The organism is Streptomyces sp. NPDC023157 (genome assembly GCF_055560575.1).
On record NZ_JBVHIL010000007.1, the window covers coordinates 76,458 to 89,845 of the forward strand.

The 13,388-nt window shown below is 73.9% G+C and carries 10 protein-coding genes; 5 read left to right on the forward strand and 5 right to left on the reverse strand.

What is annotated here, in order from left to right:
- Positions 1–61: 61 nt before the first annotated feature.
- Both ACZ3ZE_RS25075 and ACZ3ZE_RS25080 read right to left on the reverse strand, forming a co-directional pair.
- Entirely contained in the window at positions 62–1,360 is a 1,299-nt protein-coding gene (locus ACZ3ZE_RS25075; RefSeq protein WP_361628945.1) for a copper amine oxidase, read from the reverse strand.
- An 82-nt stretch (positions 1,361–1,442) separates the two neighbouring features.
- A complete protein-coding gene (locus tag ACZ3ZE_RS25080; protein ID WP_361177048.1) occupies positions 1,443–2,258 on the reverse strand; it encodes a Tat pathway signal sequence domain protein in 816 nt (271 codons plus the stop codon).
- A 147-nt stretch (positions 2,259–2,405) separates the two neighbouring features.
- Between ACZ3ZE_RS25080 and glgX the strand changes: the two genes are divergently transcribed.
- Entirely contained in the window at positions 2,406–4,526 is a 2,121-nt protein-coding gene (glgX, locus tag ACZ3ZE_RS25085; RefSeq protein WP_467260779.1) for a glycogen debranching protein GlgX, read from the forward strand.
- Here the strand turns inward: glgX and ACZ3ZE_RS25090 are convergent.
- Positions 4,495–5,709, reverse strand: coding sequence for an MFS transporter (locus tag ACZ3ZE_RS25090; RefSeq protein WP_361628972.1), 1,215 nt, complete (start codon positions 5,707–5,709; stop codon positions 4,495–4,497). The two genes, glgX and ACZ3ZE_RS25090, sit on opposite strands and share 32 nt — an antisense overlap.
- A gap of 90 nt (positions 5,710–5,799) precedes the next feature.
- Between ACZ3ZE_RS25090 and treY the strand changes: the two genes are divergently transcribed.
- Positions 5,800–8,166 carry a malto-oligosyltrehalose synthase gene (treY, locus tag ACZ3ZE_RS25095; RefSeq protein WP_361177044.1) on the forward strand — a complete coding sequence of 789 codons (2,367 nt, stop codon included), beginning with the start codon at positions 5,800–5,802 and terminating at the stop codon, positions 8,164–8,166.
- An 11-nt stretch (positions 8,167–8,177) separates the two neighbouring features.
- Positions 8,178–8,714, forward strand: a complete 537-nt coding sequence (locus ACZ3ZE_RS25100) for a hypothetical protein (protein WP_467260780.1) — start codon at positions 8,178–8,180, stop codon at positions 8,712–8,714.
- Between the two features lie 15 nt (positions 8,715–8,729).
- Here the strand turns inward: ACZ3ZE_RS25100 and ACZ3ZE_RS25105 are convergent, their stop codons facing one another.
- Both ACZ3ZE_RS25105 and ACZ3ZE_RS25110 read right to left on the reverse strand, forming a co-directional pair.
- Positions 8,730–9,755: a cytochrome P450 gene (locus ACZ3ZE_RS25105; RefSeq protein WP_442305644.1), complete on the reverse strand. Its 1,026-nt coding sequence runs from the start codon at positions 9,753–9,755 to the stop codon at positions 8,730–8,732.
- A gap of 119 nt (positions 9,756–9,874) precedes the next feature.
- Positions 9,875–10,432: a DUF1707 and FHA domain-containing protein gene (locus ACZ3ZE_RS25110; RefSeq protein ID WP_361628933.1), complete on the reverse strand. Its 558-nt coding sequence runs from the start codon at positions 10,430–10,432 to the stop codon at positions 9,875–9,877.
- 120 nt (positions 10,433–10,552) lie between these two features.
- On the opposite strand from ACZ3ZE_RS25110, the gene ACZ3ZE_RS25115 reads away from it, so the two are divergent.
- Both ACZ3ZE_RS25115 and treZ read left to right on the forward strand, forming a co-directional pair.
- Entirely contained in the window at positions 10,553–11,509 is a 957-nt protein-coding gene (locus ACZ3ZE_RS25115) for a GNAT family N-acetyltransferase (protein WP_361177036.1), read from the forward strand.
- Positions 11,510–11,599: 90 nt separating this feature from the next.
- Positions 11,600–13,351, forward strand: a complete 1,752-nt coding sequence (gene treZ / locus ACZ3ZE_RS25120; RefSeq protein WP_467260782.1) for a malto-oligosyltrehalose trehalohydrolase — start codon at positions 11,600–11,602, stop codon at positions 13,349–13,351.
- The last annotated feature ends 37 nt before the right edge of the window (positions 13,352–13,388 follow it).

The window sequence follows — 13,388 nt, forward strand, 5'->3', positions numbered from 1 at the left end:
ACGATCAAGGAAGGGTACTCCGGGAGCGGGAGGCGATGTGCGGGATCGCCCGGGTCGTTGCTCAACTGCGCGGAACCGGGGCCCCGTTCTGGCCGGCGAGATCAGCCGGAGTGAGCGGATTCATAGCGGTTACGTCCCGGGGGGCGAGCTGGAATCCCTGCCAGTGGACCGGCATCGGCTGCTGGTCCTCGTCCCGGGCGATGTGGTGGAAACCGATGTTGACCCACACCGCCGGGTTGGTCAGGGTCTCCCCGTTGACCCACTTGTCCACGCTGTCCGGGGCGTTCGGGCCGCAGTTGAGGATGTTGTTGCTGGCGAACTGCTCGCAGGCCCGCGCCTGGGTGAAGTAGACGTCGTGCTGGGTGAACGGGCGGCCGGCGTAGCTGTTGGTGTGGCCGGGCACGATCTCGTACGAGCGGGCGTGGCCGTCCTTGTTCTTGCCGGTGGCGCTCACCACCCGCCACCAGCGCATGTTCTTCGCGTCGCCGGCGAGCTCCTTGGTGACCGGGGTGCGGGTGGTCTTCACGGTCGGGCTGCCGTCCCGGGCTGGCGGGGTGACCTTGGAGTCGTACTGCTCGATCCGGCCCTTGGAGCTGCCGTCCAGGCCGAAGTCCAGCTTCCAGAAGACGTTGTGGGCGTGGCTGGTGGCGTAGTCGCGGGCGCCCTTGCCGATGGGCCAGCCGCGTCCGTCGGTGGCGTTGTAGTCGACGGGCGAGAGGCTGCCGGTGGCGCCGACGTTGGCGCCTATCATCCCGTCGGAGGAGAACCGCCACTCGGTGATGTACTCGTACCAGCCGACCTTGTTGACGGTGTAGACGAGCAGGTCCTTGCCCTGTGCCTGCCAGACTTTGCCGCCCTCGTCGGCGGCCATCCGGTAGGCGTGGCCGCGGGCCCGGGTGGTGGTGCACAGTCCGTTGACCTTGCCGACCTCGGGGACCTTCACCGAGGTGATGGTGCCGCCGGGACACTCGCCGGGCTTCAGGTTCTGCAGGCCCCAGCCGAAGCCGGCGCCGGTGAGGTCGTCGTACTCGGCGTTGCCGTCGTCGTACGGGACGTGGATCTGGGCCAGCTTGGCGCTGTTGAGGACCCGGATCGGGGCGGGCTCGCCGGGCGGCTGGTAGGTGACCTTGTCCAGGACGAGCCCGGAGTCGGTGTCGTAGCGCCAGCACATGCGCCAGACGGTGCCGCCGTCCAGCTTCTGCTCGATGCGGTAGGCGGCGGAGCAGTCGGGGCGCGGCGGCGCGGGTGCGGCGGCCACGGGGGTGGCCGCGGTCGTGGTGGCGACGGTGCTGCCGAGCAGGGCGCCGGCGGCGAGGACGGCGCCCCGCCTGCGGGCACGCCGAAGTCGCGGTACGGACATGGGTGCGTACTCCCTCGGTACGGGTGTGCGGGTGGTCTCCCCGGCCGGTGGTCGGCCGACGCGGGGTGGTGCGGGCCGGTGGTCAGCCGACGCGCGTGACGGTCCTGGCGCTGAGGTCGACGATCAGGTTGCGGGTGTCGATCCAGGCGCCGTTGAGGACCTTGGTGACGAGCCGGACGCACCGGTGCTCGCCGCACTTGGCGAGCGGTGCGGGGACCTTCGCCTCGCGGTAGGTGCGGTAGAGGTCGCCGTTGAACCAGAGCTGGTCGGTGGAGGTGAGCTCCTTGCCCGTGGCGTCCTTGTAGTCCTCCTTGACGCCCTTGCCCAGCGGGCTCGCCAGGATCAGGCCGAGGGCCGCGCGCAGCTCCTCGGGGTGGGCGGAGGGCTGTACCCCGCGCTGGGCGCCGGAGTGCTCGACCTTGCCGGTGTCGAGGTTGACGGTGCGGGTGAGGAGCTCGTCGCGCCCGTAGTCGTAGAAGCGGACCTCGGCGCGGCGCGGGCCGCCGGACTGTTCGCCGGGCAGGGGGTCGGCCAGCTCGGTGGCGAGGTGCTGCGGTCCGCGGCCGCCCTCGACGTTCCTCTGGGCGGCGGCGCCCGGCGGGGTCAGCGCCAGGGCCTCGGCCCGTTTCAGCTCGTCGTCGGTGAGCGGGTCGGTCCCGATGCCCTTGGCCCCCTCGGGCGGCGCCGAGGCGAGGGCCGCCGGTCCCGGCGCGGGCCCGGGATCACCCGTGCTCCCGCCGGCCGCCCGCGAGCCCTGGGCCGCGGTGCGGCCCGGCGGGGCGTCGTCGGCCCCCGCGCTGCCCGGCACCGCGACCGCGACGGCTATGGCGGTCCCCGTCACCGCCATGGCCGTACCGGCCACCACCTTCCCCAGGTGACGGCGCACTATTTCGTACACACTTCCCCCCTTGAAGCAGGATTTCCCCTATTTCTCTGTGGTCACCCGGTAGGACGGGCCGAAGTCCTAGGAGGTTGCCCCTCTTTCGGGCAGGATCTGGCCGAAGTACACCCCTTGTACCCGGATCAGAGAGGGAAGAGTTCGCCTATGCAGGTCTGGCCGGGTCAGGCATACCCCCTGGGCGCCACCTACGACGGCGCCGGCACGAATTTCGCGGTCTTCTCCGAGGCCGCGCACCGGATCGAGCTGTGTCTGCTCCATGACGACGGCTCGGAGACGGCGGTGGAGCTGCGCGAGACCGACGCGTTCGTGCGGCACGCCTATCTGCCGGGCGTGATGCCCGGCCAGCGGTACGGTTTCCGGGTCCACGGCCCGTACGCGCCGGAGCGCGGGCTGCGCTGCAACGCGGCGAAGCTGCTGCTCGACCCGTACGCGCGTGCGGTCTCGGGCGCGGTGCGGTGGGGCGAGTCGGTGTACGGCTACCCCTTCGGGCGGCCGGACGCGCGCAACGACCTGGACTCGGCGCCGGACACGATGACCTCGGTCGTGGTCAACCCGTACTTCGACTGGGGCGACGACCGGCGGCCGCGCACCGAGTACCACCACACGGTGATCTACGAGGCCCATGTGAAGGGTCTGACCATGCTCCACCCGGACCTGCCGGAGGAGCTGCGCGGCACCTACGCGGGGCTCGCGCACCCCTCGATCATCGGACACCTGAAGGAACTGGGCGTCACGGCCCTGGAGTTGATGCCGGTCCACCAGTTCGTCAACGACCACCGACTGGTGGACGCGGGCCTGTCGAACTACTGGGGCTACAACACGATCGGCTTCTTCGCCCCGCACAACGCCTACGCCTCCTGGGGCGACCGGGGCCAGCAGGTCCTGGAGTTCAAGTCGGCGGTGCGGGCGCTGCACAAGGCGGGCATCGAGGTGATCCTCGACGTGGTCTACAACCACACCGCCGAGGGCAACCACCTGGGCCCGACGCTCTCGTTCCGGGGCCTGGACAACCCCTCGTACTACCGGCTGGGCAACGACCCGCGCACCTACACGGACACCACCGGCACCGGGAACTCGCTCCTGATGCGGTCCCCGCACGTCCTCCAGATGATCATGGACAGTCTGCGGTACTGGGTGACGGACATGCACGTGGACGGCTTCCGCTTCGACCTGGCGGCCACCCTGGCCCGCCAGTTCCACGAGGTGGACCGACTCTCGTCCTTCTTCGACCTGGTGCAGCAGGACCCGGTGGTCAGCCAGGTGAAGCTGATCGCCGAGCCGTGGGACCTGGGCGAGGGCGGCTACCAGGTGGGCAACTTCCCGCCGCAGTGGGCCGAGTGGAACGGCAAGTACCGGGACTGCGTACGGGACCTGTGGCGCGGCGAGCCGCGCACGCTGGCCGAGTTCGCCTCCCGGCTGACCGGCTCCTCGGACCTCTACCAGGACGACGGGCGGCGCCCGCTCGCCTCGGTCAACTTCGTCACCTGCCACGACGGCTTCACCCTGCGCGACCTGGTGTCGTACAACGACAAGCACAACGAGGCGAACGGCGAGGGCAACCGGGACGGCGAGAGCTACAACCGCTCCTGGAACTGCGGCGCCGAGGGCGACACCGACGACATCGGGATCGGCGAGCTGCGGGCCCGCCAGACACGCAACTTCCTGGCGACGCTGATGCTGTCGCAGGGCGTGCCGATGCTCAGCCACGGCGACGAGTTCGGGCGCACCCAGGGCGGCAACAACAACGCCTACTGCCAGGACAACGAGGTGTCCTGGGTGCGCTGGCCCAAGCCGGGCGGCGAACCGGAGGCCACGCTCCTGGAGTTCACCCGGGCGATGGTGCGGCTGCGCCGGGACCATCCGGTGTTCCGGCGCCGCCGCTTCTTCCACGGGCGGCCGGTGGAGGGCACCCACGACGAGCTCACCGACATCGCCTGGTTCACGCCCGAGGGCGAGGAGATGACCTCCCGGGACTGGCAGGCGGCGCACGCCCAGGCGCTGACCGTCTTCCTGAACGGCAACGCGATCTCGGAGCCGGGCCCGCAGGGCGAGCAGATCTCCGACGACTCCTTCCTGCTGATGTTCAACGCCTCGGCGCAGGAGCTGGAGTTCGCGGTGCCGGACAGTCACGGCGAGTCGTGGAAGATCGTGGTGGACACCTCCCATCCGGAGGGCATGCCGCCCGAGGTGGGCCCGACGGTGGCGGCGGGCGAGCGGGTGACGCTCGCCCCGCTCACGCTGACGGTGCTGCGACGGCCCGCCTGACCTGGCCGGTACGGAGGCGGACCGTCCAGGAGAGGACCGCGCAGGCCACGGCCGCCCCGGCCGCCACCCCGAAGGCGGCCGGGGCGCCGTGCGTGTCGGCGAGCCGGGCCGCCGCGGCCAGCGCGAGGGCCTGGCCGCCGACGATGCCGCTGGTGAGGAAGGCCATGGACTCGGCGAGCCGGGCGGGCGGCACGATCCGCTCGGTCAGGCCGAAGACGGTGATGAGGTGCGGGGCGTACGCCACGCCGAGGACGACGACGCCCGCGTAGAGCCCGCCGAGCGTGTCGACGAGGACCAGGGGCGCGGCGAGCACGACGAGGGCGGCGGTCGCGGCGCGCCAGCGGGTGCCCAGTCCGATCCGGGCGGGCACGGCGGCCATCGCGAACCCGGCGGCGGCGCTCGTCACGCCCATCGCGGCGTAGACGAGCCCGGCCTGGTCGGGTGCGCCGAGGCCTTCGGTGAGGGCGGTGATGCCGGCCTGCGAGGCGCCGAACATGGCGCCCTGGAGGACCATCGTGATCCGCAGGGCGTACGCGGCGGAGGGCAGCCGCGTCCGTTCGGCGGCACTCGAACGGGTGGCCTCGCGGACGGTCGCCGGCCGGGCGGTGGGGTGCAGGGCGAAGGCGGTGCCGCAGACCGCGAGGAGCGCGGCGGCGGTGAGCAGGGCGGCGGCCGGGTGGGCGACGGCGGCGGCCAGGCCCACCAGGGCGGGGCCGAGGACGAAGGAGACCTCGTCGAGAGTGCCCTCGAAGGAGAGGACGGTGCCCACCGCCCGGTCGTCGGCGCCGGCGGCGCGGGCCAGGTTCACCGAGCGGGTCCGGGCGAGCGGGCCGATCTGCGGGACGGTCGCGCCGGCGAGGGCGCCGAGCACCATGAGGAGGCCGGTGCCGGCCCGGTCGAGGGCGGCGAGCACCAGGGCGGTGACGGCGACCGCGTTGGCGAGCGCGGCGGCCAGGACCACGGGCCGCTGGCCGTGCCGGTCGGCGAGCCGTCCGATCAGCGGGCCGGCGAGGGTCTGCCCGGCGGCGAGCGCGCCGCCCGCGAGACCCGCCGTGGTCAGGGAGCCGCTGGTCTCCGCGACCAGGAGGAGGCTGCCGAGCTGGCACATGGCGGTCGGCAGCCGCCCCAGGAAGGAGACGACCGGCAGGGCCGGCCCGAGCAGGGACAGCGTGTCGCGATACATCCGGAGCATCACGCGAACGTAACGCGATGCACACGAACGGGCGCATGCGTCGATGACACAGAAGCCTCCGGGCCGGGTACGTACGTTCGCATGACGTCCTCATCGCCGGCCCGGCCCGGACCCCCCTCGTCCGAGCGGACGCTGCCCAGCGCCACCTACCGGCTCCAGCTCCAGCCGGACTTCCCGTTCGCCGCCGCCGAGCGCGCCGTGCCGTACCTCGCCGGTCTGGGGGTCTCGCACCTGCATCTCTCCCCGGTCCTGGAGGCCGTGCCCGGCTCGACGCACGGCTACGACGTGACCGACCACCGGGCCGTACGGGCCGAACTGGGCGGTGAGGCCGGGCTGCGGGCGCTCGCCGCGACGGCCCGCGCGCACGGCCTGGGGCTCGTGCTCGACCTGGTGCCCAACCACATGGCGGCCGCGCCGCGCCACAACCACGCCCTGCGGGCGGTGCTCCGGGACGGCCCGGACTCGCCGTACGCCCGCTGGTTCGACATCGACTGGGCGGCGGGCGGCGGGCGGATGCTGCTGCCGGTGCTGCCCGCCCGGCTCCCGGAGGTACGGGACCGGATGCGGGTCGCGGACGGCGTACTGTCCCTGGACGGCCAGGAGTTCCCGCTGCGGCCGGGCACCGAGGGGCTGCCGCTGGACGCGCTGCTCGACGCCCAGTGGTACCGCCTCGCCTGGTGGCGGCTGGCCCGCACCGATCTCAACTACCGTCGTTTCTTCACCATCTCCGATCTGATCGGGCTGCGCGTCGAGGACCCGGAGGTCTTCGAGGCCACCCACGCGAAGGTCCTGGAGCTGGTCGCGGACGGCGTGGTGGAAGGACTGCGCATCGACCACCCGGACGGGCTCGCCGACCCGGAGGGGTATCTGGAACGGCTCGACGCGGCGACGGGCGGGCGGTGCTGGACGGTCGTGGAGAAGATCCTCACCGGCCCCGAACCGCTGCCCGCGTCCTGGCCGGTCGCCGGGACCACCGGCTACGACGCGCTGCGGCACGTGGACGGGGTGTTCACCGACCCGCTCGGCTCGGACGAACTGGGCGACGTCTACCGGGAGTTCGTCGGGCGGGCCGGCGACCGGGGCGGCTACTGGGAGGCGACCGCCCGGCGCGCCGCGTACAAGGTGGTCACCCATGAACTGGCCGCGGAGACGGCCGCGCTGGCCCGGCTCGCCGGCCGGATCTGCGCCGCCGACCCGGAGCTGCGCGACCACGCGCCCTGGGCGCTGCACACGGCGGTGCGCGAACTCCTCGTACGGGTGCCGGTGTACCGGACCTACCGCACCGGCGGCGAGCAGGTGCTCACCCCTGAGGCGGCGCGCGGCGCGAAGGCGGCGTTCGCGGTGCCGGAGGAGGCGACGGCGGTGGACACCGTACGGGAGCTGGCGCTGGGGACGCGTGGCGACGGGCCCGACCACCGGGCGTTCCGGGCCCGGTTCGCGCAGACCTCCTCGGCGTTGCGGGCCAAGTCGGTGGAGGACACGGCCTTCTACCGCTACACGCCGCTGCTCTCGGCCAACGAGGTCGGCGGCGACCCGGGGCGCCCCGCGGTGCACCCGGACGAGTTCCACGCGTACTGCGCCCGCATCGCGCGCGACTGGCCGGGCACGGGCACGGTCCTCACCACCCACGACACCAAACGCAGCGCGGACGTACGGGCCGGGATCGCGGTCCTCGCCCAATGCCCGGAGCGCTGGGCCGAGTTCCTGGAGGAGACCTCCGGCGTGCCCGCGCCCGACCCCCATCTGGCGTGGACGGCCTGGCAGACCGCGTTCGGCTTCGGCGCCCCGGACGCGGCGCGGCTGGGCCCGGCGGTCCTGAAGTCGGTACGGGAGGCCGGGCTCCACACCAGCTGGACCGAGCCGGACGAGGCGTACGAGCGGGCCGTCACCGACTTCGTGGCGGCGGGGCCCGGCCGCATCCCGCTGCGCACGGCGGCGCCGGCGGCCCTGGCCCTCGAACCCCACATCCGCGCGCAGATCCTCGGGGCGACCCTGGTCCACCTCACGATGCCGGGGGTGCCGGAGCTCTACCAGGGCACCGAACGCGTGTACCGGGCCCTGGTCGACCCGGACAACCGGGCGCCGTTCGCACCGGGCCCGGACGACGACAAGACGGCTGTGGTCCGCGCCGCGCTCCGCCTGCGGCGCACCCGCCCCGCCCTCTTCGGGCCCCTCTCCACGTACCGGCCCCTGTCCGCCACGGGCCCGGCCGCCCCGCACTGCCTGGCCTTCTCCCGCTCCGACCACGTCCTGACCGCCGTCACCCGGCTCTCGCTGCGCCTCGCCGAGACGGGCGGCTGGCGCGACTCGTCCCTCGCCCTCCCGGAGGGCCGCTGGCTCGACCTCCTGGACGGGGGGCGGGAGTTCACGGGCGGGGCGGAGAAGCCGCTGAGGCTGGCCGAGCTGTTCGAGGGGAGGCCGGTGGGGCTGCTCGTACGGGCGGAGTAATACTGATGATCATGACAAGGGATCGAACCGGCCGGATCATCGGCGCCTCCTTCGGACTGTTCTTCGTCCAGGCGAACGCGGGAGCGCTGCCGACCCGGATCGGCACCCCGCTGCGCGTGCTGGCCGCGGCCGCCTTCGTCGCCCTGGTCGTGTTCGGGGGGCGGGGCAGCGGGACCGGGAGCACGGAGCGGACGACGGGCGGCGCCGGCTTCGGGCGGCGCTACTGGTACGTGGTGGCGGCCGAGGTGGCCGGGCTCGCGGCCGGCCTCGTCGTGATCAGCCGGGTGCTGCACGCCCCGCAGGCCGCCGTGGGATGGATCGCCTTCGTGGTCGGCGTGCACTTCTTCGGCCTCGCGGCGGCCTGGCGCCGCCCGGAGCTGCACGTCCTGGGCGCGGCCCTCACGGCCTGCGGCACGGGCGGCCTCGCCCTCGCGGCCCTCGGGGCGCCCGCCGCCGCCATCGCGACGGTCGCTGGAATCCTGCCGGGCGTGCTGCTGCTCGGCTCGGTGTGGTGGTCGGGGCGGGCGCGGCGGGTCGTCGCGCCCTAGGGCGGTCCGACGGGCTCAGCCTCCTGGCCGGACCACCAGGCTCCGCGGGGAGCGGGTGATCACGCCCGTCCACTCCGGCCGGAAGCCGTCCGCGAGGCGGAGGCGGGGCATGGCCTGGAAGAGGGCCCGGAGGGCGTATTCGGCCTCCAGGGCCGCCAGGTCGACGGCGGGGCACAGGCCGCTGCCGTAGGTGAGCTGGCCCGGGTCGTCGCGGAGCGGGTCGAAGCGGTCCGGGTCGCGGAAGCGCTCCGGGTCGCGGCCGGCGGCGCCGATCAGCAGGGCGACCTGGGCGCCCGCGGGCAGGACGCCCGCTCCGACGCGCACCTCGCCGCGGGTGCGGCGCATGACGATCTGGACCGGGGGGTCGCGGCGCAGCGACTCCGTCCAGGCGCGGGCGACCAGGCCAGAGGGGGCGTCCCGGAGCGCGGCGACCTGGTCGGGGTCGCTGAGGACGGCGGCGAGGAAGGCGGCCAGGGCCTTCTCCCGTACCGCGATCTGGCCCGTGCACTGTCCGACGAGCGAGGACGCGGCCCGGCCGCGGACCAGCCGCATCATGTCCCGGTACGGCACGCCGACGGCGGCGGCCACGGTGCCGCCCGGCAGCCAGTGGCAGAAGTCGGCGACCAGGTCGGCCTGCGGGCGGGCGGCGATCCGGTGGGCGAGGACGAACGCGGTGCGTTCGGCGACGGCCCGCAGCTCGCCGTCGTCGATGTCCGTGTGGGTCTCCGCGCACGGCGGGTCGCCGGGCCGGTGCCCGTGGGTGAAGCGGGCGTCGGTGAGGGCGCTCGCCACGTCCGCGTACCGGCTGAGCACCCAGGCCCGCAGCAGCGGGTCGTGGGTGAGCGGGAACTCCTCCCGCAGCACCCGGTAGGTGCGGTAGGGGTCGCGGGTGGCGCCCGGCTCCAGGGGGCTGGGCGCGATCCGGCGGACCGCGTGGTCCTTCGGCGTGGCGGCGGCCCCGCGTGTGGCGGGTGTCATCGTCGGCAGAGCGGCCCAGTGGTTTCGCCACGGGGTGTGCGGGTGGTTCGGCTCGTCGCTCATCTCGCCCCCTCGTCGGTCAGCGGCGCGCGTCTCCCCAGCCCATCACCGGGCAGACCCGGTCGCAGCAGGTATACCGCCGATCGGGTGACAGGTGGAGGCGTCGGGGCGCCAGTTCCGCGTCAGTTCGGCGAGAGCCGGAAGACCATCTGGCCGAAGCCCACCATGTCCCCGGCGCGCACCACGACGGCTCCCGTCACCCGGCGCCCGTTGACCGTGGTGCCGTTGGTGGAGCCGAGGTCGCGCAGCACCCACAGGCCGCCCTGCTGGGACAGTTCGGCGTGCAGGCGGGAGACCGTCTCGTGGCTGAGCCGCAGCCCGTTCACCGGGTCGCGGCCGATCCGCAGCGGGTGCGGGCCCGGGAGCGGCATGAGCAGCTTCGGGAGCCGCTCGGCCCGCCAGGCGCGGCGGATGCTCACGGTGAACGCGGACATCTTCTCCACCGCGCCCACCACCCGCCGGGTCCAGGGCGACGGGGCCGTCAGGTCCGCGGTGAGCAGGGCGAGTTCGTCGGAGCGGCGGGCGGCGAGCGCCCGCTCCATGCGGAACAGGAAGGTGTCGTGCGACAGACGCCCTTGCGCGGCGCCCTCACGGAGCACCGCGAGCGCGCGCTCCCGCTCGGCGTCGGTGAGCCGAGGGGCGTCCGGCGGGTTGGCCGGGAGCTCGAAGGGTGTCGTCACACCGTGATTGTCGGACGGACGCCCCCGGGGTGTCCAGAAGGGCCCCGATATCTCGCAGGCGCCCTGCCCACCTGCGCTGATACGGTCTGCCGACTCGTACTACCAGGGGGACTCCCGTACATGACTGTTGTCGTTCGACCGCTCGCCGGACCTGACGAGCTGGATCTCTTCCAGGGCCTCGACTACGTGCTCGACCACGAGCTCGCCGACGACCTGGCCACCGGCCGCCGCCGGCCCGACTGGATGTGGGTGGCGCTGCGCGGCGACCGGCTGCTGGGGCGGATCTCCTGGTGGACCGGACGGGAGGGCACCGACCCGCAGGCGCTCGACTTCTTCGACCTGGACCCGGCGCTGCCGGCGCGGGAGGCGGCCGAGATCGGTCTGCGCCTCCTGGAGACGGCGGCCGCCGCCGTCGTCCCGGCGGGCGCGGCCCGCCCCGAGTTCATCCGGTTCATGCCGGCGGACTGGCGCGAGGTCCCGGAGACCCGTGCGGCCCTGGAGACCCTGTTCGGCGTGCTGACCGCCTCGGGCGCCCGCCCGCTGGTGGAGCGGCTGCGCCTGGAGTGGCGGGCGGGTTCGCCGGTGCCGGAGCCGAGCGGGCGCCTGGTGTTCCGTCCGGTACGGGACCGCGAGGACCTGCTCGGCCTGATGACCCCGGTCATGGAGGGCACCCTCGACGCTCACGGCCAGGCCGACCTGGCCTCCGGCCTCTCGCCGCGCGAGGCGGCCGAGCAGCACTACGACGAGGAGTTCGCGCACTACTCGACGCCCCGGGAGTGGTGGCGGATCGCGGAGCTGCCGGGGACCGGGGAGCCGGTCGGCTTCGTCGTCCCCGCGCGCAACAGCTACCACCCGATCATCGCGTACATCGGTGTCCTGCCCGCCCACCGCGGCCACGGCTACATCGACGACATCCTCGCCGAGGGCACCCGGGTCCTCGTCGCCCAGGACGTCCCGAACATCCGGGCCGCCACCGACCTGGGCAACGTCCCCATGGCGAAGTCCTTCGCCCGGGCGGGCTACGTGAACTTCGAGCGGGCCGTCAACTACGTGTGGGACGCCCCGCCGCGTCCCTGACGTCAAGATCGCCGATGCACCGGGCGGGGCGTGCCTCCGGCTGCCAGGATGGTCCCGTAGCCGTTGACCAGTCGACGAGGGGACCGTCCCGTGCTGTTCGAGGTGTGGGCGCCGCACGCCCGTGACCGGGTGACGCTGGAACTGAACGGCGGCGGTCACCCGCTGGAGCGGGACGCCGAGCGCCCGGGCTGGTGGACCGGCGTCGCCCCCGCCGCCGACGGCGACCGCTACGGCTACTCCCTCGACGGCGGCCCCCTGCTGCCCGACCCCCGGGCCCGGCGCCTGCCCGACGGGCCGGACGGACTCGCCGCCGTCGTCGACCACGACGCGTACACCTGGCGGAACGCCGCCCCGCGGCTGCGGATGCGCAGCGGCGTCCTGTACGAGCTGCATGTCGGCACCTTCACCCCGGAGGGCACCCTCGACGCGGCGGCGGCGCGGCTCGGGGAGCTCGCGGGGCTCGGCATCACCCATGTGGAGCTGATGCCGCTGTGCCCGTTCCCCGGGGTGCGCGGCTGGGGGTACGACGGGGTGGCACCGTGGGCGGTCCACGAGCCGTACGGCGGGCCCGAGGCGCTCAAGCGCTTCGTGGACACGGCCCACGGTCTCGGCCTGGGCGTGGTCCTGGACGTGGTGCACAACCACCTGGGCCCGTCCGGCAACCACCTGCCGTCCTTCGGCCCGTACTTCACCGACACCCACCACACCCCGTGGGGCGCCGCGGTGAACCTGGACGCGCCCGGCTCCGACGAGGTCCGGGCGTACTTCCTGGGCAGCGCGCTCGCCTGGCTGCGGGACTACCGGATCGACGGGCTGCGGCTCGACGCGGTGCACGCGCTCGCCGACACCCGGGCGCTGCACTTCCTGGAGGAGCTGTCGGCGGCCGTCGACGAGCTGGCCAAGGAGCAGGGCCGGCAGCACTTCCTGATCGCCGAGTCCGACGCGGGCGACCCGCGCACCACCACCCCGCGCCAGGCCGGCGGCCTCGGCGTCCACGCCCAGTGGAACGACGACTTCCACCACGCCCTGCACACCGCCCTCACCGGCGAGTCGCAGGGCTACTACGCGGACTTCGCCCGCGCCCCGATGGGCGCGCTCGCCAAGACCCTCACCCGGGTCTTCTTCCACGACGGCACCTACTCCGGCTTCCGGGGCCGCCACCACGGGCGCCCCGTGGACCGCGAGCGGACCCCGGCGCACCGTTTCCTCGGCTACTCCCAGACCCACGACCAGGTCGGCAACCGGGCGACCGGCGACCGCCTTTCGGCCACCCTCTCCCCCGGCCTGCTCGCCTGCGCGGCGACCCTCGTCCTGACCGGCCCGTCGGTGCCGATGCTGTTCATGGGCGAGGAGTGGGGCGCGCTGACCCCCTGGATGTACTTCACCGACCACACCGACCCCGAACTCGCGGAGGCGGTCCGGCGCGGCCGGCGCCGGGAGTTCGCCGCGCACGGCTGGGCGGAGGAGGACGTGCCCGACCCGCAGGACCCCACCACCCGCGACCGCTCGGTCCTGGACCGCACCGAACGCGAACGCGACCCGCACAAGCGGCTGCTCGCCTGGTACCGCGAGCTGATCGCCCTGCGCCGCACCCTGCCGGACCTCACCGACCCCGACCTGGCCGGCGTGAAGGTCGCCTTCGACGAGGAGGCCCGCTGGCTGGTCTTCCGCCGCGGCGACATCCGCGTGGCGGCCAACCTCGGCAAGCACCCGGCGGATATCCCCCTCGGCTCCAACGGCCGCGACCGGGTCCTCGCCGCCTGGGAACGGACGGAGGCACCCGGCCGGGACGGCGTGCTCAGGCTGCCGGCGGAGTCGGCGGTGGTGCTGACGGACGGCTGAGCGCCGCTCTACGGTTGAGCGCTGCTCTTACGAAGCA

What these genes read in the sequence shown, in the direction of transcription:
- ACZ3ZE_RS25105 (WP_442305644.1), bottom strand. Translation starts at nt 9,755, where the DNA reads ATGAGCGACGAGCCGAACCACCCGCACACCCCGTGGCGAAACCACTGG.
- treY (WP_361177044.1), top strand. Translation starts at nt 5,800, where the DNA reads ATGACGTCCTCATCGCCGGCCCGGCCCGGACCCCCCTCGTCCGAGCGG.
- ACZ3ZE_RS25100 (WP_467260780.1), top strand. Translation starts at nt 8,178, where the DNA reads ATGACAAGGGATCGAACCGGCCGGATCATCGGCGCCTCCTTCGGACTG.
- ACZ3ZE_RS25090 (WP_361628972.1), bottom strand. Translation starts at nt 5,709, where the DNA reads ATGTATCGCGACACGCTGTCCCTGCTCGGGCCGGCCCTGCCGGTCGTC.
- ACZ3ZE_RS25115 (WP_361177036.1), top strand. Translation starts at nt 10,553, where the DNA reads ATGACTGTTGTCGTTCGACCGCTCGCCGGACCTGACGAGCTGGATCTC.
- ACZ3ZE_RS25075 (WP_361628945.1), bottom strand. Translation starts at nt 1,360, where the DNA reads ATGTCCGTACCGCGACTTCGGCGTGCCCGCAGGCGGGGCGCCGTCCTC.
- glgX (WP_467260779.1), top strand. Translation starts at nt 2,406, where the DNA reads ATGCAGGTCTGGCCGGGTCAGGCATACCCCCTGGGCGCCACCTACGAC.